The organism is Acinetobacter sp. 1294596, assembly GCF_000582925.1.
GTDB lineage: Bacteria > Pseudomonadota > Gammaproteobacteria > Pseudomonadales > Moraxellaceae > Acinetobacter > Acinetobacter radioresistens.
On record NZ_JFCC01000016.1, the window covers coordinates 1 to 24,224 of the forward strand.

The window sequence follows — 24,224 nt, forward strand, 5'->3', positions numbered from 1 at the left end:
CTAATCCGACTTAGGCTCATCTATTAGCGCAAGGCCCGAAGGTCCCCTGCTTTCTCCCGTAGGACGTATGCGGTATTAGCGCTCCTTTCGGAACGTTGTCCCCCACTAATAGGCAGATTCCTAAGCATTACTCACCCGTCCGCCGCTGAATCCAGTAGCAAGCTACCTTCATCCGCTCGACTTGCATGTGTTAAGCCTGCCGCCAGCGTTCAATCTGAGCCATGATCAAACTCTTCAGTTAAAATCATTTGTACCTTATTTATAGACAAGGTACCAATTCTGGCTCATTAATCTTCTGACTAAAAATTTACTCAAATAAACTTCGAGAAATTTCTACCATTCAATCAATGAAAATTATTTCGATCGATCAATCAGTAAAAATCCACACAAGTTGTTCTTCATATTCTCTTAATGATCTTCTTACTGCTTCGTCAGCAGCAAGCTAGGTCGGCTATATTACGCTTTCTTTTTAGAAAGTCAACTGGTAATTCAGATTATTTTAAACCTATCCAACAAAACCCGACTTAACTATATTTAACTAAGTTGCTGTTTTATCAGAAGTTTTAATCTTCATCACCGCCAATGGATGTGCATTATAGGCCATTTATTCCCTAACGCAAGCGGTATTTTATAAAAAAGTGATCGGCTGGTTATTTATCCGGCAAAAACCCGGTTTTTTTCTATTTCTTAAGTATACACAGCTCATTATTAAGGAACTCATAATTAATTCTTAGATTAGAGATTAGAGATTAGAGATTAGAGATTAGAGATTAGAGATTAGAGATTAGAGATTAGAGATTAGAGATTATGATTTATTTTTCTAAATTTCAAGCATAAAAAAACCGCTTGACGCGGGTTCTTTAAATGGTCGGAGCAGTAGGATTTGAACCTACGACCCTCTGGTCCCAAACCAGATGCGCTACCAGGCTGCGCCATACTCCGAGTATGGGGTGAATGACGGGATTCGAACCCGCGACAACTGGAATCACAATCCAGGGCTCTACCAACTGAGCTACATCCACCATAACATCTTTGATTCTAAATACCAAGCTACCAAATGGCGCGCCTGACAGGATTCGAACCTGTGACCATCCGCTTAGAAGGCGGATGCTCTATCCAACTGAGCTACAGGCGCATGACCGATGATAAAAATATCATGCGATACTTCGCCGATTTAAATTGGTCGGAGCAGTAGGATTCGAACCTACGACCCTCTGGTCCCAAACCAGATGCGCTACCAGGCTGCGCCATACTCCGATTCATCTCAGCTTTTATTGTATCGCACTTTGTGCGGTACGGTGTGCATTCTAGGCGTGACGCATGGTCACGTCAACACCTATATTTAAAAAAATATTAAAAAACACCTCAAATGTATATTTATCAGGCACTTTAGACATTTTTTAATCATTTTCAACGCTTTAAGCTGGCACTAAAGGCTAACATACGGTCTAAAGGCAACTTTGCACGCTGTGCAAGTGCAAGGTCAACCTCTATTTTCTGGTCAGCTTTTTGTAAAACCTGCAAAATTCCATCGAGTTCATTCATAGCCATCCAAGGGCAATGTGCACATGAACGGCAGGTTGCCCCTTCACCTGCTGTTGGTGCCTCAAGCAGGATCTTGTCAGGCACGGCCTGTTGCATTTTATAGAAGATACCACGATCTGTTGCCACAATCAGATGGGTATGTGGCAAAGACCTTGCTGCCTGAATCAATTGTGATGTACTTCCTACTGCATCAGCCACCTCAATCACCGATTCAGGGGATTCAGGATGCACCAGAACGGCTGCATCTGGATAGAGAGCTTTCAAGGTGGCAATACCACGTGCGCGAAACTCTTCATGAACAATACAAGCCCCATCCCAGAGCAACATATTTGCACCGGTTTTCTTCTGGATATAACGACCAAGATGCTGATCAGGTGCCCAGATGATTTTCTCACCCAAGCTATCTAGATGCTCAATAATTTCAACTGCACAGCTTGAAGTCACTACCCAGTCAGCACGTGCTTTGACCGCAGCTGAAGTATTGGCATATACCACAACAGTATGGTCAGGGTGTTCATCGCAAAACCGCGTAAACGCATCTTCAGGGCAACCTAGATCCAGTGAACAGGTAGCTTCCAGTGTAGGCATGAGCACAGTTTTTTCTGGTGACAGAATTTTAGCTGTCTCACCCATAAATTTTACACCGGCTACTACCAAGGTAGAAGCAGCATGATCACGACCAAAACGTGCCATTTCCAGTGAATCGGATACGCAGCCGCCTGTCAGTTCAGCCAGTTCCTGAACTTCAGGGTCGCAATAGTAATGTGCAACCAGTACAGCATCACGCTTGTTCAGTTCGGCCCTGATCTGTTCAAATTTTTCCTGTTTCACTTGTTCAGTCAGGGCAGTACTTTTGGGTTCCCCTAAACGGTCCAAATGCGCCTGCACAATATTTTTTGCTTCATTGGCAATTAATGTCGCATCAGTCATAACCATGCCTTCTCTGTTTTTGCTGCTAGCCTTTTCGCTGGCATTTGATCCATCATCTCAACCGTATTAAACATACAGTTGATAAAAACCTTTATTTTAGAAAAAAGCCCCCACATGGAGGGCTTTTTTTATTCATGATATTAAGAACGATAATCTGCATTAATCTTGACATAATCATAAGATAGATCGCAGGTATAAACCGTATCTTTCGCCTCGCCACGGCCTAAATCAACACGAATTGTAATTTCCTGTTGTGCCATCACTTCTGCTCCGGCTTCTTCGGTATAGTCAGCAGCAGCTCCGCCATCCTTACAAATCTGGACATCATCCAGCCAGACCTGAATTTTTTCTACATCCAGGTTTTTAACACCTGCATAGCCAATCGCGGCCAGAATCCGTCCCCAGTTCGGATCAGATGCGAAGAAAGCCGTTTTTACCAAAGGTGAATGAGCGACACTATAGGCAACGTCACAACATTCTTGGGTATCTGCCCCGCCTTCGACCGCCACAGTCATAAACTTGGTTGCCCCTTCTCCATCACGAATGATGAGTTGGGCCAGCCGTTTCATAATGCGGGTTAAGACCTCAAGTACAGTTTGATAGCGCTCATCTTCCAGACTGGTAATTTCTGCTCCGCCAGCCTGACCGGTAGCCACCAAAATACATGAATCATTGGTTGATGTATCGCCATCAATAGTAATGCGGTTGAAGGACTGTTCCACAGTAGTTTTCAACAGATGCTGTACCAGCTCACAACTAATAGGTATATCAGTGGCAATAAACCCCAGCATAGTGGCCATGTTGGGCCGAATCATACCTGCACCTTTAGAAATACCAGTCATGCTGTAGGTAATGCCATCAAGTTCGAACTGTTCCGATGCACCTTTAGGTGTAGTATCGGTGGTCATTATTCCACTTGCTGCATCCAGCCAGGCATCTGCTTTCAAATTATCGAGTGCAGGCTGCAAGCCTGTAAGTAAACGCTGCATTGGTAGCTGCTCACCAATGACGCCTGTAGAAAAGGGCAGCACTTCAGATGTCTGAACACCAGCTAATTCGGCAAGCTTGTTACAGGTCTCTAGCGCATTTTGCATCCCTAGCTTACCAGTACCGGCATTGGCATTACCTGTATTAATCACCAGGTAACGGGCATTACTTTTTAAAAGATGCGCTTTAGAGATATGCACTGGCGCAGCACAAAAAGCATTTTGGGTAAATACGCCCGCAACATTTGACCCTTCTGCAAATTCAAAAACAACCAGATCTCGTCGGTTCGGATAACGTATATATGCTTCAGTTGAACCAATTTTTACGCCTTGCACCACATGCATTTGTGGCATTGATACGTCACCCACAGTCATTTTTGAATTTCCAGTGATATGGTTATTGAAAACACAACAGCTTAGTGCAAATTTTTCTAAAAATCGAGAGACTCTAAATGAATTGGTGATTTTTATATTAAGCTTTATTAAATACATATAAAAAAGCCGAATAGAATCCGGCTTTTAATATGTGAATCATAAAATTAATTTGAAGCAAGAGCTGTTTCTGTACCTAGAAGTGACTGTTTGGCCTGTTCCTGACTGGCAGCCGATAATGCAGGATTTGACGCTACAATGCGGTTCACTGTAACGTTATTTACTGGTGCAATAGCCACTGTTCTCAAAATAATCGGGCGTTCAGTAGCTTTCATGGTATACCGAATACCAGTACGAGGACTGATCAGGGTAATGGTATCATTTTTTAATTCAGTCTGAGCCGTAGCTGTTCCTTGGGCAGCTTGTACTTGCGTAGGGGTAGCTTGACTTGATTGACCCGTTTCAGCAACGGCTAGAGCAGGTAAAGCAAGCGTAGCTGCCACTAAAAGGTTGAGTACTTTTTTCATATTTTTCCAGTTTTTCAACTCATCATGAGCAAGTAAATAACATTTAAATGCAGCATCTGCAATCGAATACATAATATGTAACACCTTGTAAAAAAGCAGAACCGAAGTTCTGCTTTAAGATTAGCGTACTAATGTTTAGATTTTACCATGACACTGTTTATACTTCAGGCCTGAACCACACGGACAAGGAGCATTACGACTTGCTGGCGGAGTAATATTCCCCTGAGCTGGACGTGAACGCTCTGGTACAGATGAAGTCTCTTCATGAGTTACTTCACCTGTTAGGCCATCTACTTCATCATGAGCAAAGTTTAACTGCATAGATTCCGCTTGTGCCTGTTGCTGTGCTTCCATTTCTGCCAGCTCTTCAGCAGTCGGCACATGTACACGTGACAGATCTGTTACCACGTCAGCTTTAATGGTACCCAACATATTTACAAATAAGTTAAAGGCTTCTTTCTTGTATTCCTGTTCAGGATTTTTCTGGGCATAACCACGTAAGTGAATACCTTGTCGCAGATAATCCATTGCCGCAAGATGTTCTTTCCAGTGACGGTCTAGTGAACTAAGCAGGAAATGACGCTCCAGCATTGCTGCCGACTCAGCACCCATCTGTTCACGGCGGGCCCGGTAACGGTTAATGACTTCATCCGTAATTCGTGCAACCAGACCTTCTTCATCCAGTCGGCGGTCTTCTTCCAGCCATTGCTGAATTGGCAGATCAATTCCTAAATCTGTACGCAATGCATTTTCCAGACCATCAATATCCCACTGATCATGAATCGATTCAGGGGGTACAAAATTACCGATCAGTCCCTGCATGACATCGCGATGCATCTCTTCAATATAATCTTGCAGACTATTTTCTGCGAGAATATCGTCACGCTGAGAATAAATAATCTTACGCTGCTCATTGTTAACATCATCATATTTGAGCAGGTTTTTACGAATATCAAAGTTACGTGCTTCTACCTTGCGCTGCGCATTTTCAATAGAGCGCGATACCATTTTATGCTCGATTGCTTCATCTTCCTGCAATCCCATAGCACGCATCATTGCCACTACACGGTCACCTGCAAAGATACGCATCAGATCATCTTCTAGTGACAGATAAAAACGTGACACGCCCGGGTCACCCTGACGTCCGGCACGACCACGCAGCTGGTTATCAATACGGCGTGATTCGTGACGCTCGGAACCAATAATATGCAGGCCACCCGCATTTAAGACCATTTCATGGTACTGGTCCCACTCTGCTTTGAGCCGTACTTCATCTTCTGCTGTCGGGTTTTCAAGTTTTGCCAGTTTGGCTTTCCAGTTACCACCAAGCAAAATGTCTGTCCCACGGCCTGCCATATTGGTAGCAATGGTAACAGCATTTGGTGAACCCGCCTGCGCAATGATATCCGCTTCACGCTCATGCTGCTTAGCGTTTAGAACTTCGTGATGAATACCTGCCTGCGTTAATTTCTCAGACAGAATTTCACTGGCTTCAATGGTAGCGGTACCAATCAGAATTGGTGCTACACCAGCTTCACGAATATTTCGGATCTCTCCGATAATGGCATTATATTTACCATTACGATTCAGATAGATTAAATCGTTGAGATCTTTACGGATCATTGGGCGGTGAGTTGGAATAATCACCACATCCAGACCATAAATTTCTTTCATCTCCGCAGCTTCAGTATCAGCTGTACCGGTCATACCGGAAAGTTTTTGATACAGACGGAAATAGTTCTGGAAAGTCGTGGTTGCCAGTGTCTGGTTTTCCGGCTGAATCTCCAGGCCTTCTTTAGCTTCTACTGCCTGATGCAGACCTTCTGACCAGCGGCGTCCCGGCATCGTACGGCCAGTATTCTCATCAACAATAATTACTTCACCATCATTGATGATGTAGTGTACATTTCGCTGATACAGGTAATGTGCACGGATCGCAGCAGTAATATGATGTACCAGGTTCAGGTTTGCTGCGGAGTAAAGGCTTTCACCTTCTGCCAGCAAGCCCATCTGGATTAGTTCCTGCTCTACCGTTTCATAACCAATTTCAGTCATCTCTACTGAGCGCTGTTTTTCATCGATCCAAAAATGGCCGCCATCGGCCACTTTTTCTTCTTTTTGTGGACGCAGTTTTGGTGGAATCGTATTAATTGCTGCATAAAGCTGTGACGAGTCTTCACTCTGACCAGAAATAATCAGTGGTGTACGTGCTTCATCAATCAGAATTGAATCAACTTCATCGATAATGGCATACACCAGACCACGCTGTTTTTTCTCTTGCAGCGAGAACACCATGTTGTCACGCAGATAGTCAAAGCCAAACTCGTTGTTGGTTCCGTAAGTAATATCAGCTTTATAAGCTTCAGATTTCTCTACCGGATTCTGCATCGAATAGATGACACCAATCGACAAGCCGAGAAACTCGAATAAAGGACGGTTTAACTCAGCATCACGCTGTGCCAGATAGTCATTGACAGTAATAACATGCACGCCCTGACTGCTGATGGCATTAAGATAACATGCCAGTGTTCCCATCAGGGTCTTACCCTCACCGGTACGCATCTCGGCAATCTTGCCTTCATGCAGGGTAATACCACCGATCAGCTGCACATCATAATGACGCATGCCCATTACACGCTTTGCAGCTTCACGACAGACAGCAAAAGCCTCTGGCAGAAGATTATCTAACGTTTCACCCTTATTATAACGTTGTTTGAATTCTTGGGTTTTTGCAGATAAGTCTGCATCATTTAAGATAGATATGGTCGGCTCGAGCGCATTGATCTTCTCGACAATTTTCTGCATCCGCTTGAGTTCGCGCTCATTTTTTGTACCGAAGATACCTCCGATCAGACTTGCCAACATGTAATAGACTCTCTAAATCTTGCTTGTCAAATGGTAATTTTTTCTCAGTCGTTATTATGATGCCAGAATTTACAAGTACAAGGGCTTTGCACAAAACCTGTAAAAAAAATTGTTGAATGGCTTTCATATCGCTGCACGAAAATGCTGCTAATTTAGCAAACTTACAACAGTTCCACCTAGCACAGAAAAGAGTTTTCTATCAGAATTACTGATGAAAATTAAAATATTCATATACAAAATTTTCATAAGAAAATATGTAAACAGTGGTTCTCAATACTAAAGATCTGTTCCATATTATATAAAGACTATACTTACCAATCAGAATTAGAGGCAATAATCATGACATTACGCCTAGGCGATACCGCACCAAATTTCCAGCAGCAGTCTAGTGAAGGAATTATTGATTTTTATGAATTTCTTGGAGATAGCTGGGGAATTCTGTTTTCACATCCTGCCGACTATACTCCGGTCTGTACCACTGAACTGGGCTATACTGCAAAGCTTAAAGACGAGTTTGAACGCCGCGGAGTAAAAGCGATTGCTTTATCTGTAGATGATGTGGAATCACATAAAGGCTGGATCAATGACATTAATGAGACCCAGAACACTACAGTAAATTTTCCGATTATTGCAGATCAGGATCGCAAGGTTTCCGAACTTTATGGTTTCCTGCATCCGAATGCCAGTGAAACTACAACTGTCCGCTCTCTGGTCATTATCGATCCGAATAAAAAAGTACGTTTGATTATTACCTATCCTGCATCTACTGGTCGTAATTTTAATGAAATCCTGCGCGTTGTAGATTCATTACAACTTACCGACAATCACAAAGTCGCCACTCCAGCAAACTGGCAACAAGGTGAAGATGTTGTGATTGTTCCATCTCTTCAGGATGAAACCGAACTGAAAGAACGTTTTCCAAAGGGTTATAAGGCGGTTAAACCTTATCTACGCTTAACTCCACAACCTGATAAAGACTAAATTTAATCTGTTTATATTCTCTTAGGCCTATCTCTTGCAGATAGGCTTTTTTGTTATAAATGGCTACTTAATTTAAAGAAGAGCAGGATGATAGAAAACAGATACATTTTCACAGGTCTATGCAGCAGCATGTTGATACTTAATGGATGCATGACTGCTCCTGCCCTGCCCGACCATCAGCGACCTGAGCACTGGGGGAACCAGCTTTCAGCAGCACATAATTTTTATCGGGTCAGTTCATGGGTCTACCGTAGCGAACAGCCCAGTTCCGGTTTATTGCCTTTATTAAAACAGAAAAATATCAAGACTGTAATTAATCTGCGTACACACGACCGGGATAGCAGTATTTTAGAGGGAGAGAATATTCAAGTCATACATCTGCCCATTCGCACTTGGGCAATGAACCGTGAACAGTTGCTGGGAATCATGCAATATCTAAAGCAAGCTCAACACTCTGGACAGAAGGTACTGATTCATTGCTATCACGGCTCAGACCGTACTGGTGCCAGTATTGCAATGTACCGTATTGTATTTGAAAACTGGAGCACAGAGCAGGCTTTACTTGAAATGAAGCATGGGGGTTATGATTACCATGTTATCTGGAAAAATATAGAGCGACTTTTTAGTACAGAAAATATTCAATGGACCCGGCAACAGCTGCAGAGTCCAGAACAAAAATAATAATAGGATTAGCGTTTATCGAGTGGTACCCAGTCAATAACCCAAGCAGATTTCATATTCAGGCTGGCATCATTAACAATTTTTTTACGGGCTTCATCTGCCGTGTCCCGGTCTTTAGCCGGTCCGACCATAATCCGGATTCCTTTAGAAGTTGGGCTACGGGTAACTTTATAGCCTTTAGCACGTAATTTGGAGACAATGGCATCTGCATTAGCTTCATTAGCTGCCAGAGCCACCTGGACCATCCACTGCCGGTCATCATCTCCTTCCTCCAGTAATTTACGAGCTTTTTCAGCTTCGGCTTTTTTCTTGGCCTCTTCCTGAGATTTTTTCCTTTCAGCTTCAGCTTTTAAGTTTTTTTCCTCGGCAGCTTTTTTCTCTGCTGCTTTACGTTTTTGCTCTTCTTGGGCCTTTTTCTCTGCCGCCGCTTTGCGTTCTGCCTCAGCCTTTTGTTTGGCCTCTAGCTCACTGCGCTTTTTTTCAACCACCTGACGCTCAGCTTCCTGCTTGCGCTGAGCTTCCTTCTTCTGAGCTTCTGACTGTTGTGCGTTCAGAGTATTCTGGGGTTTATTTTGTGTATTAGTTGCTGATTTAGCTTTCTCATCAACCAGTTCAGGTGGAATATTATCTGAACTTTCCTGATTTCCATTACGCAAGGCATTTAACGTTGCATATTCCTCAGCAGCTTTTCTTGCAGCCTCTGCTTCGGCCTGTTGTTGCATTTGTAAAAATTCTGCAGCACGTGCTTCCTGTTCGGCAACTGCTCTCTCACGCGCGCGACGTTGCTCCTCAAGCAGACGCTTTTCAGTTTCGACATCTACAGCTAAAGGTTGTAGCTGAACCAGATCTTGGTTAGCAGGATTTTTACGTTGTTGTTGTACTTGTTCAGTTGGGGGAACCTGAACATGTTTTTGGTCAATTTCTTCTTTACCCTTTAAGAGTAATGCTGCCAATAAAACACCACCACCTAATAAAACAACGCCTCCCATCCAGCGCTGTTTGCTATTCATTGACATTCTTCCAGATACTCCCAAACCGCTTCTAAGGTATGAAACGAACCGCAAACCAAAATCAGCTGGTGCTGTTGAGCTTCGGCCACTGCCGAGTGAAATGCTTCTTGCACACTGCTGAACTGTTTAACTGTCTCTTCCTGTAATGCAAAGCCAAGCTGCTCCAAAGAAGCTGCACGCGGTACGGTTAACGGGGCAATATTCCAACTTAAAACAGCAGGTTTGAGTATATCCACCACGGTTTCAATATCTTTATCTGCCAACATTGAAAAGACAGTTATAATTTCCGTGTATTGTTTATTGTATTCTAGAAATTTTCGCAATTGCTTTAACAAAAATTCTACACCATGAGGATTATGTCCTGCATCTAAAATTATAGTGCGATCCTGCAATTTACGTATTTCAAAACGCCCCGACAGGCGAGCTTTTTGAATGCCCTGAGCAATAGCAGTTTGAGTAACATCAAGGCCACTCAGCAGAACTGCCGCAACAGCCAGCGCAATATTTTCCAGTGCCAGTGAGCCGACTGGCAATTTCACGGTCAGGCCCGATGAAGCAAAAAACCAGTACTGTCCATCTTCACTATATTTAAAGAAATAATCCCGATTAGCGGTATATAGCGTTGCCTGTGAACTTTCGGCTTTTGTCTGGATGGCTTGAGGCAGAGTTTGTAAACCACCAAATACTACAGGAATTCCAGGACGGATAATCCCGGCCTTTTCATAGGCAATTTTTTCAATAGTATCACCTAACCAGTCAGTATGATCGAGTCCAATATTGGTAATGACAGCAATATCCGGATCAACCACATTAACCACATCGAGGCGTCCACCTAACCCGACTTCTAGTACCCAGACATCACATTGCTGCTGCTTAAAGATTACAAAAGCGGCCAGTGTAGTGGCTTCAAAAAAAGACAGGCTCAGTCCACATTCACGGCGGGCCTGATCTACAGCTACAAACGCATTGATCAGGGGCTGGTCATCAACTTCCTGACCAGCCAGTTTGACCCGTTCATTAAAACGGTAAATATGAGGAGATTGATATAAACCCACCTTATAACCCTGCGCGTTGAGAATTGCGGCCAGAGTGGTGGTGGTTGATCCCTTGCCATTGGTACCAGCGACAGTAAATATCTTGGCAACAGGTTGGGTGACTTCCAGTTTTTCAGCAACAGGGATGACCCGTTCAAGACCTAAATCAATCCCTGTAACGTGAACATGGCTCCAATAATCGAGCCATGTGTTTAATGTATCGGTTGCATGTGGAGCATTGTTCAAGGCAAGTTCATCAGTTTAGCTACAATGCGATATACAGTATCACGTAATGCATGACGGTGGACAATCTGATCGACTACACCATGATCAAGCAGGTATTCAGCACGCTGGAACGGCTCTTCAAGCTTTTCTCGAACAGTTTGCTCAATAACGCGTTTACCGGCAAAACCAATCATGGCTTTAGGCTCAGCAATATGTACATCGCCCAGCATAGCTAGAGATGCAGTAACACCACCATATACCGGATGAGTCAAGACCACCACATAAGGTAAACCTGCATCCTTAAGTCGCTGGATCGCTGCAGAAGTACGAGCCATCTGCATAAGAGACAACATCCCTTCTTGCATACGAGCACCACCTGAAGCTGCAAAACAGATCAGCGGCTGACGTTGTGCGATTGCTCGCTCGGCGGCCTGCACAAAGCGGTCGCCCACAACCGTACCCATGGAACCGCCCATAAAATCAAACTCAAAGGCACAAGCCACCAGCGGAAGATTTTTAAGTGTACCTTGCATGACAATCAAAGCTTCACTTTCACCGGTCTTATCCTGTGCTTCACGCATACGCTCCGGATAAGGACGACTGTCGACGAAATGTAATGGATCTTTAGCAGTAAATTCCTGGCCAAGTTCAGCTGTGACCTGATCCAGGAACCAAGTCAGGCGTTCGCGGGCCTTCATACGCAAATGTTCATCACATTGTGGACAAACATAGGCATTAAAAGACATAGCCGTACGTGTAACCAGGGCATGACATTCCGGGCACTCAATAGTTGGCTCGGTAAAGGTGGCTTTTAAAGCCTGCTGTTCGTCAGGTACCTCAATACCCGGAACTGAACGTTCCGTCCATGGTGTTGGTGTACTAAGGATTTTCCCTGGTTTCACTTCTTGATTCATACTAATTCATCGAGCGCTGCTCGAAGCTCCTTGACTTTATTGACCGTTTGCTCAACGGCTTGTTCTGGGGCCAAAGTTGCAAAAGTTTTTACAAAAGCGCTTCCCACAATTACTGCATCTGCCACACTGCCCATTGCTTTTGCAGAAGCCGCATCGCTAATTCCAAAGCCTACTCCGACTGGAACATCAGTGGCTTTTTTGATTTTTTCGATACGTTCTGCAGCTGCAGTGACATCCAGACTGGCAGCTCCAGTTACACCTTTGAGCGACACATAGTAAATAAAGCCACTAGCCTGTTTTACTACGTGCTGAATACGCTGGTCGGTTGAGGTCGGAGCAAGCAGGAAGATCTGATCCATCTCATGCTGTTTCAGGATCGTCACCAGACGATCAGATTCTTCAGGCGGCAAGTCGACTAGCAATATGCCATCTACACCACAAGCTTTGGCTGTTGAAACAAACTGCTCATAGCCAATTACTTCGACCGGATTCAGATAACCCATAAGTACGACCGGTGTTTCCTGATCTGTCTCACGGAATTCTTTTACCATATTCAGTGCATCTAGCGTATTGGTTCCGCCTGCCAGTGCCCGCTCTGCAGCCAAAGCAATGACTGGACCATCTGCCATTGGATCTGAAAATGGCAACCCGAGTTCAATTACGTCTACCCCTGCTTCCACCATGCGATGTAACAGCGGGACTGTTACATGCGGTACTGGATCACCAGCCATCACATAAGAAACCAAAGCTTTACGCTGTTGTGATTTAAGCTGCTCAAAACGGGTGGCTAAACGTGACATAGGGTTGTGCATTCCTTGAATCATTGAAAACTGAGAATTTGGTTTTGTAGAAATACAAGACGCTGCATTGTAACGCTATTTTTTACTCAATAGATAGAGCAAGCAAGCAGCGCATTGTGGCGATCTATTCCAGAACAACCCGAGGTCTACATTTATCAATATTTTCGTTTTTTTCTCAATGATCAAAGCTTCCTATTTTTGGGCTGTCTGAAATGAACTTAAATGAGTTAGACCTAATTTTTACAGCCTTTATTTTTTATATTTTGCAGTTTTCCTGCACGGTTGTTTAAATTTACTGAAATATTGAAACCTGCCTTATACTATAAGGGTTTTCTTATTCTCTCTTATACTTTATGACCTCCGACCTTTCTAGCAAGGTGCAGGCTCGCGTGCTTGCACTGCTTCCGCTTATTGTATTTTTGGCCATCTTTTTAGGCAGTGGTATTTACCATTCAATTATCGGAACCGAATTTGCCTTTTATCAAGTTAAAGCTCCTGTTGCAGCCCTCCCAGCGATTATTCTTGCATTGCTGATCTATCGCGGCCAGATTAATGAAGCTATTGAAGAATTTCTAAAAGGTGCCAGTCATCCGAACCTGATTCTCATGTTCATGGTGTTTATGTTTGCAGGCGCTTTTGCCAGTGTTTCCAGTACTATTGGCAGCGTAGATGCAACCGTACAGCTCGGACTTTCTATTATTCCGCCTTCTTTTGTTTTACCCATGCTGTTTATTATTTCAGCTTTTATCGCTACGGCGATGGGTACCTCAATGGGAACAATCGCAGCCTGTGCACCAATTGCTTTTGGATTTGCCCAAGTTACCGATATTGAAGTGGTTTACGCCATTGGTGCAGTGGTAGGTGGCGCAATGTTCGGTGATAACCTTTCAATGATTTCAGATACTACGATTGCCGCTACCCGTAGTCAGAATGTTGAATTGCGCGATAAGTTCCGGGTGAATGTCTGGATTGCCGTCCCCGCTTCGGTAATTACTTTGATGATCTATATTCTAACCACGCATGACTCCCAGACCATTGAGTATACTTCTTATAATTTATGGCTCATTTTACCGTATCTGGCTGTTTTCTTGCTGGCTTTCAGCCGTTTGCATGTTTTGGTTACTTTAGGTACAGGAATTTTGCTTTCAGGTCTTATCGGTTTGTTTGTACAGCCTGAATTTAATCTATTGAAGCTAAACACTGCCATATATGACGGTTTTGTCGGCATGTTTGAAGTTGCCTTGCTGTCTATGTTTTTAGGGGGTTTGTCTGCCATCATGCAAAAGGAAGGCGGACTGCAGTGGCTGATTGAGCGGATCTATAGCGTTACGCGTCTATTCAGGGTTAGCCGTGAACGGGCCGGTGAACTGGGGGTCAGTTTTCTGGTAGTTTTCTCCAATCTGTTTGTGGCAAATAATACCGTAGCAATTATCCTTTCAGGTGACATGGCACGTGAAGTCAGCAAAGAATATGGACTTGATCCAAAACGTGTGGCTGCTCTAATGGATATTTTTTCTTGTGTTGTTCAGGGTCTGATTCCTTATGGAGCTCAATTGTTATTGGCCTGCTCCATTGCCAAACTGTCGCCTGTTGAGTTGCTTGGCCATATTTATTACTGCTGGGTCTTGGCAATTTTTGCCATCCTGTCCATCCTGTTCCGTTATCCACGCCTGAAAACAATCTGAATCAGCCTATATTGTAAACAGTTATTATTATATAGATGGCCTCATTGCTGTGCTCTACGGAATGCCAGCAGTGTAGAGCCTCTCACCCGTTTATAGGCGCGTGCTAATGCTGACTGGTCTGAATAGCCCAGTTGCTCAGCAATCCGGTTTAGACTTTCATTTTGTACCAGTAATAGCTCACAGCGCTTCATCGTCTGCAGATCTACAATTTCCTTAAAGGAAGTATCCTGCTTTTTTAAGGCACGCTGCAGACTTCGCACAGACAGATGCAACTCGTCTGCAATCCACTCCAGTAAAGGTGCCCGTTGCTGCTGTTTCAGATATTCACCTACAATCCAGTGAATTTGCTGGGTAAGATCCTGCGCTGTCGCTTTAGAGGCTAGTGCTTCTTCTGCCTGCCTGACCAGCAACTGTATAAGGGTAGAATCTGCCTGATATGGCCGGCTATTTAAACTTTCCCGTGCAAAAGTAATAGCATAATAAGGCTGCTGAAACTTTAGCGTACACTGAAAAAACTTCTGGTAATTCAGTAAGGAAACTTTTGGAAAATGGACAAACTCCACAGCCTGTAAAAAAAGCTGCTGTTCAGGGATGATCTGACGGGCCAAATGTACCATTGCAGCCAGAGTCAGTTCGCATAATACCGTCATCTGCTCATCAACCAAAGGCCAATAGAGGCGGATTTTATTTTTATATTCGGTAATATGCAGAGGTAATACCTGCTCACTGTCAATCACTAAACGATGAAACCGCATCACGTATTGAATTGCCTGTGCCAAGGTAGCGCTATTGGAAGCCATATAGCCTAGTACACCGAAATTTGCCGGGCTAATACAGTAGGCCATATCGAGCACCAGATTCGGAAGCGACCACTGTTGCCGGCTTACCTCAATCAAATCAAGAAAAAACTGCATGTCTGACTGAGTATCAATCGGCAGACTTAAAATATGCTCAAGCTGTTGCTGCTGTTCAGCAGATAAGTCCAACTGGCGCCAGTTCAGGTTTTTGCTCTGCAAGCAGGTTTTCCATAAATGGAAATAACCATTTGATATTTTGAATACTGACATGTGCAGCTTAATCCGTTAACTGTCCTGCTGTCGTAAAAAGTATAAAAATTGGCAAGAACTGTCAAAACAAAAGCGATAAAGCCCGACATACTGAACAGTATAAATGGCTATATGAAGTAAAATAATATGAATGCAGTAGTCCAGTATCAAGCCCGTCCGGTGGTGCGCTCTCACCTGAATTTCAAACTGAATGAAATACCACGTTTCTGGTTTGGCGGTGATCCGTTTATTACCCGTATGTTTGATGCATTAAGTCTGACCTTTCCTGATGGTGAGCGTTATTTTATTCAGAGTGTACGCCTGTTCCGTGATCAGATTACTGACCCTGAGCTGAAGAACCGGGTGGCTGATTTTATCCGTCAGGAAGCACAGCATGGAATTGCCCATGATCAGATGAACCAGCTCATGAAAGCACAAGGTATGCCCGTAGACCAGTTTATTCAGCGTTTAACCAGAATTTTCAAATTTGAACTCGAGCAGCGTTCTCCTGAATATAATATTGCCATGACTGCTGCTGCCGAGCATCTCACCGCGTTAATGGCCGAGACTTTTTTTGCATACAAATCAACTTTAAAAGATGCACATCCCTATGTCCGTGCTCTGTTTGCCTGGCATGCTATTGAAGAAATGGAACATCGTGATGTTGCATTTGATGTCATGCATGATATCGCCAATGTGCCAGAAATGACCCGTAAATTTACTTTAGCGTGGACTACTGGCCTGATGTTTGGTTTTACTCTTTATCGTGCCAACGTCATGTTAAGGCATGACGGCTTTTCTGCCTGGCAACGCTTGCAGATGAATGTTCGGGGTTTACCCTGGTTTTTTGGCCGTCACGGTACATTAACACGTATGGGCAAACAGTACCGGGACTGGTTTAAAAAAGACTTTCATCCCAGTCAGCATCCTATTATTACGCAATATGATGTATGGGTAAAAACACTAGAAGAAACGGGTGATCCGGTTCTGGCAGGAGAGGCTTTCTGGCAGGCAGCGCAAGACTGAAGCTATATATAAAAAATGGAAAGGCTGAGTCATCTTGGCCTTTTCATTTTTGAGTCACTATAAATAAGCGAACATTACCATTTTGCATAGTGCTGTTCTAATAAGCCATGTTCAAATAGAAGTTCTATAGTTTCATTCTCTTCAGTCCGAATTGTTCCACTTATTTTTGCCTGCCATTGGCTAAACTGGCTTCCTACCATTCGTAAATTAATACTTTCATAGCGACGCCAGCTGGTCTGGACCACCAGATTTAAACGCTGATCTAATGCGCGGATACTCCAGCTTTTGTCATCAATCGGTTCAAATAATACATCACTTAAAGCAAAAAGCTCACCATTAATCCAGAGCGAGTTTTCATTACCAAAGCTTTCATTCACCCCAGAGGCCAGATTCAATCCAATCCGCCGTTTTTTAGCATCCCAGAAATTACATGACAGCCAGTACCAGGCAGTTTCCGGTCTTAGAAAACCACAGGTGTCATCTAGTGAAGCAAAACTGGTTTCATTAAACTGAATGGTCTGTTTCTGTTTATTAACAAAATAACCTTCTACGGCCAAGGTGGTCAGTTTCTGGGTATAAGTCCACCCATTAATTCCATTTGGACTACACAAACTCAAGGGCTGGGTACCGGCACAAAACATTCGTGCACTTAATTTAATTTCGCCATGTCTGGTTATACGGATATAACGCACCCCATTGGCATGCTGGATTTCAATTGCAAAGGGTGATTTGTAGAAATGACTCTGATTGTAAAGTGGTTGTTCATCCAGATGGGTTCTATAGCCAAAAGGCTGAATTGCATTCCACTGCTGCACCTGCTCATTTGCATGATCATAAATATAGAAAAAAGCATGGCCGGCCCAGCCAATATCAACAATTGCCAGACCAATTGAATAATGTTCATGCTGAATACTACAGAATTTAAACTTTTTATATTTTAGCTTTTTACGCCAGCCTTGAAGGACCTCCCCATAAGGTGTTTTGTACTCGTACTGATCAAGGCTGATACTACTCGGCAATTGAGAAAATCGCCCATAACGCGGCTGTCCATTTGCCTGAATCAAATCCATTTTATTTCCCCTGCTCCCAAACCTAAGCTATATCAGCTTATTCAAGCTTTTAAAAATTATAATCTGCCTACTAAGATCATTTTACTCTCTATATTTCCCTTTATTTTTTTTGCTCATTTAAACAGCTTAAGGAGGCTCTTCCATAAACTTCAAAACAATATAGAAAAAACACTGTTCAAGTATTAAACAGTTGGGTTTAACAGTCAATTATGCTTTTCCAGAAAATATCCAGAACTTCTTTTACCAATTTTTTGATTAAATGGTTAGATAGGTATTTTCCCAACAATTACCAAAAAAATTACCTTCTATTAATTGTATGTAACGGCCATAAACCTGATCAATGGCAATACAGTCATCAATATCTAATACGCGGTCTGTATGCTGTTTTTTCCAATGGCTGGCAAAATACTGCTTCCCCCGCTGTTTGGCTATCATATGGTTCTGTGCTACGACCAGTACATAACGATGCAGTTCCCCAAATTCCTGCGCATCGTAACCGCCAAGGTTAATTAAATAGAGTTTCTGTTCAGAAGCCTGAGGCTGAGCTTGGGTAAAATGGATCTGATAATTCTTTTCTTCAAACGTTATACCATTGATTTTAGCCCATGCATCTATGTGCAGGCCTTTCTGTTCTCCAAACCACGACTGCTTGAGTTGAGGGTAAACTTCTTCAAGTGTATCCCCGACTGCCAGTACCACATCATGTACTTCAGTATTGGCACGTGCATGTCGTCCGCCAAGCATAACAATAAATAGACTAGGCATTGATACTCCTGTCAAAATATCTATAGATGAGCTGTATTGGCCATAATTTTATTCTGTCTTGATAAAATCGGGCTAACCAGAAAAAGATCTTATATTTTTAGCAATCAATCATTGAAATACCAAGTTATATTAATAGCCACTCTACTTATAAATATTTTTAATATTCTAAAATTGATAAAAGCATCAATTGATCTGATAAATAAAAAAATCGTGCTGGAGTTTAATCCAGCACGAGCTATTTTAGGTGTATGAAGAGATGGAGAATTACATCTCAACCATTTCTACACCGTCAATACGGGCAACAGTCATCAGGTCTTTGTCACCACGTCCCGATACGGTTGCAATGATAATCTGGTCTTTTGACATGGTCGGTGCTAGCTTGGAAACGTAAGCCATAGCATGTGAGCTTTCCAGTGCAGGAATGATTCCTTCAATCTGGGTCAGATCACGAAAACCTTGTAAGGCTTCTGTATCATTGATGGGCACATAATTCACACGTTTCATGTCTTTTAGAAAACTGTGTTCCGGCCCTACTCCCGGATAATCCAGACCTGCCGAAATAGAATGGGTTTCAATAATCTGACCCTGTGCATCTGACATCAAATAAGTACGGTTACCATGCAATACACCGACATGACCAGCATTCAATGGTGCTGAATGTTTGCCTGTCTCGATACCGTGTCCTGCGGCCTCTACACCATACATCTGGACATTTTCATCATTTAAAAACGGATAAAATAGTCCCATAGCGTTAGAGCCGCCTCCTACACAGGCAACCAGTGCATCGGGTAAACGTCCGGCCTGCTCCTGAATTTGACGACGGGCTTCACGGCCAATAATCGACTGAAAGTCACGAACCAGTTGTGGATATGGATGCGGACCCGCTACTGTACCAATTACATAATAAGTAGAATCGACATTGGTAACCCAGTCACGCATGGCTTCATTCATGGCATCTTTGAGTGTCTTAGAGCCACTTTCTACCGGTACTACAGTCGCGCCCAGCAAACGCATACGGTACACGTTCATGGCCTGTCGTTTAACGTCTTCTGCGCCCATATAAACGATACATTCCATTCCCAGACGTGCTGCAATTGTAGCGGTAGCTACTCCATGCTGACCGGCGCCAGTTTCTGCAATAATCCGTCTTTTACCAGAAAGCTTGGCAAGCAGAGCCTGTCCGATCGTGTTATTCACCTTATGAGAGCCGGTATGATTCAAGTCTTCACGTTTCAGATAAATCTGTGCACCGCTTAATTCTTTTGACCATCGCTCAGCATAATATAAAGGACTAGGACGACCTACATAGTAGGCAAGATCACGGTCGAATTCTGCCAGAAACTGCTCATCATTTTTCATGCGGTTATATAGATTTTCTAAATCTTCTAAAGCCGCCATCAGCGTTTCTGACACAAAACGTCCGCCATGGATACCAAAATGCCCACGGGCATCTGGGTACCGGGTGTAGTCAATCACATTATTTTGCTGATCCACGTTGGACTCCTTGCATAAATCGTTCAATGAGTTGCTGGTCTTTAATACCTTTTGCGGACTCTACGCCTCCGCTGACATCTACCGCAAATGCTCCGGTAGTCTGAATAGCTTCTTCAATATTTTCAGGCGTTAAACCGCCTGCCAAGATTAAAGGTACATCGATTTTAGGAAATTTTGACCAGTCAAACTGGTGTCCTGTACCACCTTTAAGTACAGGATGCCAGGCATCCAGTAATACAGCACTTGCACCTGCCTGCTGATAATGACTGATCTGGGCCAATATATCCAGATCAGGTTTGACCTGAATTGCTTTATACCAGCGCCGTTTAGCCTGCTCTGCAATATTCTGGCACTGTTCAGGCGTTTCATCACCATGAAACTGAAGCACATCTAATGGAATGTCATACAGTACCTGACAGACTTCACTTGCAGTAGCATTAACAAATAATCCAACAATCTGGACATAAGCAGGTATATGTTTTATCAGATTTTTAGCCTGTACGATATTGACATATCGGGGGCTTGGTGCATAAAACACCAGCCCGATAGCATCTGCACCCGCATCTACAGCGGCCTGAATATCAGAAGTTCGGGTAATTCCACAAATTTTAGCACGGGTACGCATACAGTTCTGGCTCTTAGACTGCCTGGTTTATAGTTCATCTATAAATATGACGGGCCGTTCATTGTAATGCAATTTTTTTAGCTTGCGTAAAGTTCATCCTGAATATTCTTGATATGGATTGTTTAATTGACAGGCAAACTTTATACTGCGCGCGATTGCAACAAGTCTAGCTTAGAGCTTTAGGGAAGTTGGTGCAAATCCAACACTGCCCCCGCAACGGTAAAATGAACCGCATATTATTTAAGTTTTAACTTACGCCACTGCATAAAGTGTGGGAAGGCGAATATGCCAATATTGCAAAGCAATATTTATATTTGAGTCCGGAGACCTGCTTGTTGCGCCTGTCAACTCAATCATTCACGGGGGGTGAATGTATGGAGCATAAAGTCATGTCTATTTTATTTCAACCTACCCGTCTGGTAGGGGCTATCGCTATTGCGATGGGGTGTTCTCCTGCCATTTTTGCTGAAGATACAACGATATCGGCTCAACTTGACCCAATTGTAGTAACTGCGTCAAAAAGTGCTGAAAAAGCAAGTGAAGTACCTGCTCGAATTACGATTATTGAACCTGAGGTTCTTGAACAGTCACCCATTGCATCTCTACCACAATTATTACAGACAGATGCTGCTATCAATATGGTACAAAGCGGAGGTTATGGACAAATAGCTTCAATTTTCTTACGTGGCGGCAAATCAGATCAAGCTCTTATATTAAGAGACGGAGTTCGTCTAAATTCAGCAACTTCTGGCACGGCATCACTCGCATTTATTGACACAACAGATATTCAGCAGATTGAAGTACTAAAAGGACCAGCCTCTGTTTTATACGGTACTGATGCAATTTCTGGTGTTGTACAACTAATTTCAAAAACACCTAAAAAAACCTCAGCTTTTATTACGGGTGAAATTGGTGAAGATAAAACATATAAGTCTGTTATTGGTGCTGATCTAGTAGAGAATGATTTTTATGCACAAATTCGTGGCCAACGTCTAGAAACTGATGGGACACCTATAAAAGATATAAAAAATGCTCCTAATGCCTCATTTGATCAAAAAGGTTATAGTGCAAAGATAGGGGTTGATAAAGAAAATTATGCTGCTTCTGTTGATTATAGCGAAAATGAAGGCTATAGCGATTATGACAATTATGGGAACCTAATTTCTCAAGATTTTAAAAATGAAATTATTAATGTTAAAGGTCGTATAAATATTCTTGAGAATCTAGCGTTAAACGCACGTATCTCTCAATTTAAAGATGATATTGATCAAAATAGTTCTTCAGATTATGTACATAGCAAAACCCAAGAAGCTGAAATTTATAGCCAATGGGGCTTCACACCAAATCAAAAATTATTGCTGGGTGTAACACATCGAAACATTGATGGGGATGTCATTTCATATGGCACGCCATATCAGGAAGATGTTAATTCGACAGGCTATTATATTCAACATAAATATGATCAGGCAGGATTAAATACACAGGTTGGCCTTCGTGTTGAAGACAATGAGAAATTCGGCACACACACTGTTGCTCAAGGCTCTGTTCGTTACCAAGTTCTACCATTAACCAGTGTTTATGGAAATATTGGTTCAGCCTTTAAAGCGCCCACACTTAATGACATGTATGCTTATGGTGGAAATCCTGACTTAAAACCAGAAGAAAGCCTTTCATATGAAATCGGTCTAGACCAGAAACTAGCTTATAATATTTCAACTGGTTTATCTCTCTATATCACCCAGGTTGATAATCTTATTGACTTTGATGGTATTCTCAATCAGATGAGAAACCTTGATAAAGCGAAAATGGAAGGTAGTGAGCTTTATGTGAAATGGCAAGGTAAAAACTTATTTACAAATTTAAGCTACAATTATGTCCGTGCCAAGAATAAGAACAATGATGAAGATTTAAGCCGTCGTCCCCGTCAAAATATTGCTTTAACAGCAGGCTGGAGGGATGAACATTACATCTTCTCAACTACGATGCTTGCAAATGGACATTATGATAATAGTGCCTTTGACGATGTCCAAATCCCGGGCCATTTCCGTGTAGATATTCATGGACAATATCAAATCAATAACCATATAAATATTTTTACTAACATTCAAAACGTTAGTGATTCAAAATATCGTACAGCATATGGCAGTGGGAGTTATTATATTAATGGCGGCCGCCTAGCATCAGCTGGTGTTACATTCCGTTATTAATATTTGAACTCTAAAAAATATATTTAAAACAGCGCACTTTATGGATAATGTTCTGACCGGCATTATCCTTTTTTATTGCTTACAGTTTAAGGAAAACTTATGGGCCACCGTTTAAGTAAAATTTATACCCGTACAGGCGACTCAGGTACTACCGGCCTTGGAGATGGCTCACGCGTCGCCAAGGATGATCTGCGTATAGACGCTTTAGGGGATGTGGATGAATTGAATGCATGTATAGGCGTCTTACGTGCACAAATTGCAGTGAGTACAATCAAAGACAAAAGCTGCTGGGATAAATCTCTGAGTTTAATTCAACACTGGCTGTTCGACTTAGGGGGTGAAGTCTGTATTCCAAATTTCAACCTGCTACAACCAGTTTCAGTCGAATTTCTTGAAAAGGAAATTGACCGGATGAATGAAGATCTACCGATGTTAAAGGACTTTATCTTACCGGCAGGCACTTTAGCCTGTAGTTATGCCCATCAGGCACGTGCTGTTTGCCGTCGTGCCGAGCGCAGCCTGATGTCTGTACATAGCCGTGACCAGAATATCCAACCAACGTCCTTACAACTTCTGAACCGTTTATCGGACTGGTTGTTCGTGGCTTCACGTGCCTTGCAACGGGCTGAGGGTGGCAATGAGGTTCTGTGGCAAAAAAATATAAATGACACAATTTAGGTTTATAATATTCAGTTAAGTTCAAAACTCGTTCGAGTTGTTTCATGAAAATTATTGGCCATCGTGGTGCCCGTGGTGAAGCTCCTGAAAATACACTAGGGGGCTTCCAGTATTTACGTGATTTGGGAGTCCGTGCTGTCGAGTTTGATGTACGGCAGCTCAAGGATAACTGTCTTACTGTTATTCATGATGATAACTTTCTGAGAACCGCAGGCTTACCTCACCCCCTGTATGAATGTGTTGAAAGTGATCTGGTACGTTATGACCACCGGCATCAGTGGGCCAACTGGCCTAAAACGGAAAACACGCCAAAATTACAGCAGGTGCTTAGTCTGCTAAATGACTTTGAGCATATTGAAGTTGAGATTAAACCGGTTACTACACTTCCAGAAGCAGAAAAACTGACACTGAGCCTGGAACAACAGCTAGAGGGTCTGGAGCGACAGGTTACTATCACCAGCTTTGATGAAAAAGTCTTAAGTAGCTTGCAGCAGCAACGCAGCAGATTTAAACGCGGCCTTCTGGTAGAAGATGATATTAAAAGCAAGGCAATCGAAAAAGCCCATCATTTAGGCTGCTCGCATATTGGCTGGATGGACCAGTTGGCTACTCCTGAAATGATTCAACTGTCTCATTTAGCTCAACTGAATATTAGTGTTTGGACAGTCAACAGTATTGAGCGGGCAAAAGCCCTGCGTGATGCAGGTGTACAAGGTCTTATTACCGACATTCCCAAAACCATGCAGAGCCAGCTTTAA

20 protein-coding genes, 4 tRNA genes, 1 rRNA gene and 1 riboswitch are annotated in these 24,224 nt (G+C 42.9%); of the genes, 7 read left to right on the plus strand and 18 right to left on the minus strand.

Features of this window, described 5'->3' with window-relative positions; all coding sequences use genetic code 11:
• The 9 genes from J502_RS07735 to secA all read right to left on the minus strand — a co-directional run.
• Positions 1–241, minus strand: a 16S ribosomal RNA gene (locus tag J502_RS07735); the annotation flags it as partial.
• Positions 242–865: 624 nt separating this feature from the next.
• Positions 866–942 (minus strand) — tRNA-Pro (locus J502_RS07740).
• Positions 943–946: 4 nt separating this feature from the next.
• Positions 947–1,022, minus strand: a tRNA-His gene (locus tag J502_RS07745).
• Between the two features lie 36 nt (positions 1,023–1,058).
• Positions 1,059–1,135: transfer RNA gene (locus J502_RS07750), tRNA-Arg, on the minus strand.
• Positions 1,136–1,180: 45 nt separating this feature from the next.
• A tRNA-Pro gene (locus J502_RS07755) sits at positions 1,181–1,257 on the minus strand.
• Between the two features lie 153 nt (positions 1,258–1,410).
• Positions 1,411–2,475, minus strand: a complete 1,065-nt coding sequence (nadA, locus tag J502_RS07760) for a quinolinate synthase NadA (RefSeq protein ID WP_034683707.1) — start codon at positions 2,473–2,475, stop codon at positions 1,411–1,413.
• Positions 2,476–2,615: 140 nt separating this feature from the next.
• Positions 2,616–3,836, minus strand: coding sequence for a bifunctional glutamate N-acetyltransferase/amino-acid acetyltransferase ArgJ (argJ, locus tag J502_RS07765; protein WP_034683709.1), 1,221 nt, complete (start codon positions 3,834–3,836; stop codon positions 2,616–2,618).
• A 164-nt stretch (positions 3,837–4,000) separates the two neighbouring features.
• Positions 4,001–4,360: a hypothetical protein gene (locus J502_RS07770; protein ID WP_034683756.1), complete on the minus strand. Its 360-nt coding sequence runs from the start codon at positions 4,358–4,360 to the stop codon at positions 4,001–4,003.
• Positions 4,361–4,495: 135 nt separating this feature from the next.
• Positions 4,496–7,225 (minus strand): preprotein translocase subunit SecA, encoded by a 2,730-nt coding sequence (secA, locus tag J502_RS07775; RefSeq protein WP_034683712.1) that lies wholly within the window; start codon positions 7,223–7,225, stop codon positions 4,496–4,498.
• Positions 7,226–7,564: 339 nt separating this feature from the next.
• Here secA and J502_RS07780 point away from each other — a divergent pair, with 339 nt between their 5' ends.
• Both J502_RS07780 and J502_RS07785 read left to right on the plus strand, forming a co-directional pair.
• Positions 7,565–8,206, plus strand: coding sequence for a peroxiredoxin (locus J502_RS07780; protein ID WP_005018543.1), 642 nt, complete (start codon positions 7,565–7,567; stop codon positions 8,204–8,206).
• 129 nt (positions 8,207–8,335) lie between these two features.
• Complete coding sequence (locus tag J502_RS07785) at positions 8,336–8,887, plus strand: dual specificity protein phosphatase family protein (protein ID WP_348908065.1); 552 nt, start codon at positions 8,336–8,338, stop codon at positions 8,885–8,887.
• Positions 8,888–8,895: 8 nt separating this feature from the next.
• Here the strand turns inward: J502_RS07785 and J502_RS07790 are convergent, their stop codons facing one another.
• The 4 genes from J502_RS07790 to trpA are packed head-to-tail and all read right to left on the minus strand — an operon-like array spanning position 8,896 to position 12,870.
• A complete protein-coding gene (locus J502_RS07790; RefSeq protein WP_212750095.1) occupies positions 8,896–9,903 on the minus strand; it encodes an SPOR domain-containing protein in 1,008 nt (335 codons plus the stop codon).
• Positions 9,894–11,177 (minus strand): bifunctional tetrahydrofolate synthase/dihydrofolate synthase, encoded by a 1,284-nt coding sequence (gene folC / locus J502_RS07795; protein WP_034683717.1) that lies wholly within the window; start codon positions 11,175–11,177, stop codon positions 9,894–9,896. The genes J502_RS07790 and folC overlap by 10 nt, the downstream gene beginning before the upstream one ends.
• Positions 11,174–12,070: an acetyl-CoA carboxylase, carboxyltransferase subunit beta gene (gene accD, locus J502_RS07800; RefSeq protein ID WP_005018522.1), complete on the minus strand. Its 897-nt coding sequence runs from the start codon at positions 12,068–12,070 to the stop codon at positions 11,174–11,176. Before accD ends, folC begins: the two co-directional genes overlap by 4 nt.
• Positions 12,067–12,870: a tryptophan synthase subunit alpha gene (gene trpA, locus J502_RS07805; RefSeq protein WP_005407043.1), complete on the minus strand. Its 804-nt coding sequence runs from the start codon at positions 12,868–12,870 to the stop codon at positions 12,067–12,069. Before trpA ends, accD begins: the two co-directional genes overlap by 4 nt.
• A 353-nt stretch (positions 12,871–13,223) precedes the next feature.
• Here trpA and J502_RS07810 point away from each other — a divergent pair, with 353 nt between their 5' ends.
• Positions 13,224–14,555, plus strand: a complete 1,332-nt coding sequence (locus tag J502_RS07810; RefSeq protein ID WP_034683720.1) for a Na+/H+ antiporter NhaC family protein — start codon at positions 13,224–13,226, stop codon at positions 14,553–14,555.
• Positions 14,556–14,596: 41 nt separating this feature from the next.
• Here J502_RS07810 and J502_RS07815 read toward each other — a convergent pair whose 3' ends face one another.
• A complete protein-coding gene (locus J502_RS07815) occupies positions 14,597–15,622 on the minus strand; it encodes an AraC family transcriptional regulator (protein WP_034683723.1) in 1,026 nt (341 codons plus the stop codon).
• A 126-nt stretch (positions 15,623–15,748) separates the two neighbouring features.
• Here J502_RS07815 and J502_RS07820 point away from each other — a divergent pair, with 126 nt between their 5' ends.
• A complete protein-coding gene (locus J502_RS07820; RefSeq protein WP_034683726.1) occupies positions 15,749–16,627 on the plus strand; it encodes a metal-dependent hydrolase in 879 nt (292 codons plus the stop codon).
• A gap of 74 nt (positions 16,628–16,701) precedes the next feature.
• Here the strand turns inward: J502_RS07820 and J502_RS07825 are convergent, their stop codons facing one another.
• The 4 genes from J502_RS07825 to J502_RS07840 all read right to left on the minus strand — a co-directional run bounded on the left by J502_RS07825 (position 16,702) and on the right by J502_RS07840 (position 20,581).
• Positions 16,702–17,697 (minus strand): DUF2804 domain-containing protein, encoded by a 996-nt coding sequence (locus J502_RS07825; RefSeq protein WP_034683729.1) that lies wholly within the window; start codon positions 17,695–17,697, stop codon positions 16,702–16,704.
• Positions 17,698–17,952: 255 nt separating this feature from the next.
• A complete protein-coding gene (locus J502_RS07830) occupies positions 17,953–18,462 on the minus strand; it encodes a DUF1543 domain-containing protein (protein WP_005018507.1) in 510 nt (169 codons plus the stop codon).
• A gap of 264 nt (positions 18,463–18,726) precedes the next feature.
• The gene (trpB, locus tag J502_RS07835) at positions 18,727–19,956 is read right to left on the minus strand and encodes a tryptophan synthase subunit beta (RefSeq protein ID WP_034683731.1); all 1,230 of its coding nucleotides are present in this window, start codon (positions 19,954–19,956) and stop codon (positions 18,727–18,729) included.
• On the minus strand, positions 19,940–20,581 hold the full coding sequence (locus tag J502_RS07840; protein ID WP_005018498.1) for a phosphoribosylanthranilate isomerase: 642 nt from the start codon (positions 20,579–20,581) through the stop codon (positions 19,940–19,942). The genes trpB and J502_RS07840 overlap by 17 nt, the downstream gene beginning before the upstream one ends.
• Positions 20,582–20,726: 145 nt before the next feature.
• Positions 20,727–20,931: riboswitch (cobalamin riboswitch) on the plus strand.
• Positions 20,932–20,955: 24 nt separating this feature from the next.
• On the opposite strand from J502_RS07840, the gene J502_RS07845 reads away from it, so the two are divergent.
• The 3 genes from J502_RS07845 (at position 20,956) to J502_RS07855 (ending at position 24,224) form a co-directional block, all read left to right on the plus strand.
• Positions 20,956–22,788, plus strand: coding sequence for a TonB-dependent receptor plug domain-containing protein (locus tag J502_RS07845; protein WP_502322085.1), 1,833 nt, complete (start codon positions 20,956–20,958; stop codon positions 22,786–22,788).
• 99 nt (positions 22,789–22,887) lie between these two features.
• Positions 22,888–23,466 carry a cob(I)yrinic acid a,c-diamide adenosyltransferase gene (locus tag J502_RS07850; protein ID WP_005018493.1) on the plus strand — a complete coding sequence of 193 codons (579 nt, stop codon included), beginning with the start codon at positions 22,888–22,890 and terminating at the stop codon, positions 23,464–23,466.
• A 44-nt stretch (positions 23,467–23,510) separates the two neighbouring features.
• Positions 23,511–24,224: a glycerophosphodiester phosphodiesterase gene (locus J502_RS07855; RefSeq protein WP_034683736.1), complete on the plus strand. Its 714-nt coding sequence runs from the start codon at positions 23,511–23,513 to the stop codon at positions 24,222–24,224.

Coding starts and splice junctions, on each gene's coding strand:
- nadA (WP_034683707.1), bottom strand. CDS start 2,475: ATGACTGATGCGACATTAATTGCCAATGAAGCAAAAAATATTGTGCAG.
- argJ (WP_034683709.1), bottom strand. CDS start 3,836: ATGACTGTGGGTGACGTATCAATGCCACAAATGCATGTGGTGCAAGGC.
- J502_RS07770 (WP_034683756.1), bottom strand. CDS start 4,360: ATGAAAAAAGTACTCAACCTTTTAGTGGCAGCTACGCTTGCTTTACCT.
- secA (WP_034683712.1), bottom strand. CDS start 7,225: ATGTTGGCAAGTCTGATCGGAGGTATCTTCGGTACAAAAAATGAGCGC.
- J502_RS07780 (WP_005018543.1), top strand. CDS start 7,565: ATGACATTACGCCTAGGCGATACCGCACCAAATTTCCAGCAGCAGTCT.
- J502_RS07785 (WP_348908065.1), top strand. CDS start 8,336: ATGTTGATACTTAATGGATGCATGACTGCTCCTGCCCTGCCCGACCAT.
- J502_RS07790 (WP_212750095.1), bottom strand. CDS start 9,903: ATGTCAATGAATAGCAAACAGCGCTGGATGGGAGGCGTTGTTTTATTA.
- accD (WP_005018522.1), bottom strand. CDS start 12,070: ATGAATCAAGAAGTGAAACCAGGGAAAATCCTTAGTACACCAACACCA.
- trpA (WP_005407043.1), bottom strand. CDS start 12,870: ATGTCACGTTTAGCCACCCGTTTTGAGCAGCTTAAATCACAACAGCGT.
- J502_RS07810 (WP_034683720.1), top strand. CDS start 13,224: ATGACCTCCGACCTTTCTAGCAAGGTGCAGGCTCGCGTGCTTGCACTG.
- J502_RS07815 (WP_034683723.1), bottom strand. CDS start 15,622: ATGTCAGTATTCAAAATATCAAATGGTTATTTCCATTTATGGAAAACC.
- J502_RS07820 (WP_034683726.1), top strand. CDS start 15,749: ATGAATGCAGTAGTCCAGTATCAAGCCCGTCCGGTGGTGCGCTCTCAC.
- J502_RS07825 (WP_034683729.1), bottom strand. CDS start 17,697: ATGGATTTGATTCAGGCAAATGGACAGCCGCGTTATGGGCGATTTTCT.
- J502_RS07830 (WP_005018507.1), bottom strand. CDS start 18,462: ATGCCTAGTCTATTTATTGTTATGCTTGGCGGACGACATGCACGTGCC.
- J502_RS07840 (WP_005018498.1), bottom strand. CDS start 20,581: ATGCGTACCCGTGCTAAAATTTGTGGAATTACCCGAACTTCTGATATT.
- J502_RS07845 (WP_502322085.1), top strand. CDS start 20,956: ATGGAGCATAAAGTCATGTCTATTTTATTTCAACCTACCCGTCTGGTA.
- J502_RS07850 (WP_005018493.1), top strand. CDS start 22,888: ATGGGCCACCGTTTAAGTAAAATTTATACCCGTACAGGCGACTCAGGT.
- J502_RS07855 (WP_034683736.1), top strand. CDS start 23,511: ATGAAAATTATTGGCCATCGTGGTGCCCGTGGTGAAGCTCCTGAAAAT.